Source organism: Methylibium rhizosphaerae (assembly GCF_006386545.1).
In the GTDB taxonomy this organism is placed as follows: domain Bacteria; phylum Pseudomonadota; class Gammaproteobacteria; order Burkholderiales; family Burkholderiaceae_C; genus Pseudorivibacter; species Pseudorivibacter rhizosphaerae.
The window spans coordinates 1-1,836 of the sequence record NZ_SWAR01000103.1 but is presented as its reverse complement, the minus strand read 5'-3'; the positions used below and the strand labels follow the sequence as shown (position 1 = coordinate 1,836).

At 57.9% G+C, this 1,836-nt stretch carries 2 protein-coding genes; both read right to left on the bottom strand.

Features of this window, described 5'->3' with window-relative positions; translation table 11 throughout:
- Positions 1 to 219: 219 nt before the first annotated feature.
- Positions 220 to 546: a hypothetical protein gene (locus E8D38_RS27490; RefSeq protein WP_140637461.1), complete on the bottom strand. Its 327-nt coding sequence runs from the start codon at positions 544 to 546 to the stop codon at positions 220 to 222.
- Between the two features lie 718 nt (positions 547 to 1,264).
- Positions 1,265 to 1,711 carry a type II toxin-antitoxin system RatA family toxin gene (locus E8D38_RS27485; RefSeq protein WP_140637460.1) on the bottom strand — a complete coding sequence of 149 codons (447 nt, stop codon included), beginning with the start codon at positions 1,709 to 1,711 and terminating at the stop codon, positions 1,265 to 1,267.
- Positions 1,712 to 1,836 lie beyond the last annotated feature (125 nt).

The following is a 1,836-nucleotide window of genomic DNA, read 5'->3' as shown; positions in this document are numbered from 1 at the left end:
AGCTCGCGCGCCTGATCTTCACGATGCTCACCAGCGGCGAGGAATACACCGACCAGGGGCAGGACTACTACGAGGAGCGCTACCGCGAGCGGGTGCTGCGCGCGCTGTCGCAACGCGCCGCCAGGCTCGGCATGCAAGTCGTCCCTGTTCCTGCGCCACAACCGGCCTGAAAAACTCATTGCCGGTCAGTCACTTGGAAGGAGTTTCTTGAGAGGCACGCTACCCGATGGCAATGCCAGCCCCGCAATTCTTAAACGTGTTGCCACTCATGGTGACGCCACCAAGATTCGTTGCCTGAGGCCCGGCGTCAAGCAAGAAGCCGTTCGGGAGATACATGTGGACGTAAACATCAAGTTCGGCACCTTGCACGCCACGACGTTGGACGCGCGCAATGACACGGCCGCTTGATCGCTCAGTTACGGAGTACGCGTCGTGACTACCATCAATCTGGTAATTCGCCTGGTCACCTTGGACAACTACGCCTTTCGCGAAGGTGGCAACTCGTTGGCCCTTTGCGTCGAAGACGTCGAAGTCGATGCCCAGCATTCCGTCATCGTCGCTCCGGCGGATACGGAAGATTGGCGTGCCTTGGAAAACGACGAGGTTCGGTGTATTGATGTATGTGTTGCCGCCGAGACGGACCGCGAACTCAGTTTCAACTTTCCACAGCTGCCTCCGGTTGAGATGAAGTGCCTAACGTTTTACATGAGAGGCGCTTGGAGGCCGAAGGCCGGAAAGCGTCCTCTCGACGGAAGGGGTAGAGATCACTGCTCGCTACGCTTTGAGGTTGATCTTGAGTGCCCTGGCGCTAACCCGAGCATGAGCAGCGAGAGGCCAACAAGCACTGCTAGAAAGAACTGTGGCCACCGGATTGCCATGAGCACTGGGAGTGACTTGATACATGCCCATGGAGACTCTTTGGGATTCAAGATGCTCTCTCCGCCCTGACGGTCTAGCTCGGCGAGTCTTTCGTTGCGGCAAAGTCTTTCTTCTTCGGTGATGGTGATTGGCGGCCGACCCGGAACTGCGATTTGATAAACCTGCCAACTAGTGCCGACCGGGAGCACCCTGCGCACGAAGTAGCCCTGTCGTTCTTGGATGTACTCCATGGCCGTGACGACCAGGATGGCGCTGAGCCACAGTACTGCTGTAGCTACTAGCGAAAAGCGCAGGGCGTTCGGCATTGGACTTGTGATCTCTAACGTTTGACATGAGAGGCGCTTGGAGGCCGAAGGCCGGAATGAGCGTCCTCTCGATGGAAGGGTTAGGCCGCATTCTCCACCCAGTGCTTGAACGCATCTGCCCTGCGCTGCATGCTTCGGCCGTATAGCAGGGCGACTAGCGGCTCGATAAGCCACCGCAAGGCGGCGGGGCGAAGTTTGAAGTTGTAGATGAACTGAACTTCGGTTGTGGCTGGACCACATTGGCGAAACCTCCACGTGCCACCGAACTTCTGCAGTGGCCATGGGCCGCGAATCATTTCAACTGCGGCGTGCGTAGGCGGCGAGTACGAGATGTACCTTGAGACCATGACGCTGCCAGACCTGCTCTTGCAGTGTGACTCGGCACCGATTGAGGCCTGGCGTGCATTGCCTAGAAGGTACGCCTCCGAAAGGTAGGTGTCCCATTCTAGGCGGCGCGCGTAGTTCTGCGACAGATCAAAGAGAAGCTGCGCTGGTTTGCCAACGATTACTGACGAGATGACACGCATGCGGCCTAACGAATGAAAGGGACTTCCCCGTCCGGAGCTAGCCGCGTAGCGGCAAACGGCAACGAGTGCCACGATGGGGTTGCGAATCTCATCAACTCACTCCGAAGGGGAAGTCCATGGCCATT

Bases quoted from the DNA above. Each gene is read 5' to 3' on its own strand.
- E8D38_RS27490 (WP_140637461.1), bottom strand. From the start codon at position 546: ATGCTGGGCATCGACTTCGACGTCTTCGACGCAAAGGGCCAACGAGTT.
- E8D38_RS27485 (WP_140637460.1), bottom strand. From the start codon at position 1,711: ATGCGTGTCATCTCGTCAGTAATCGTTGGCAAACCAGCGCAGCTTCTC.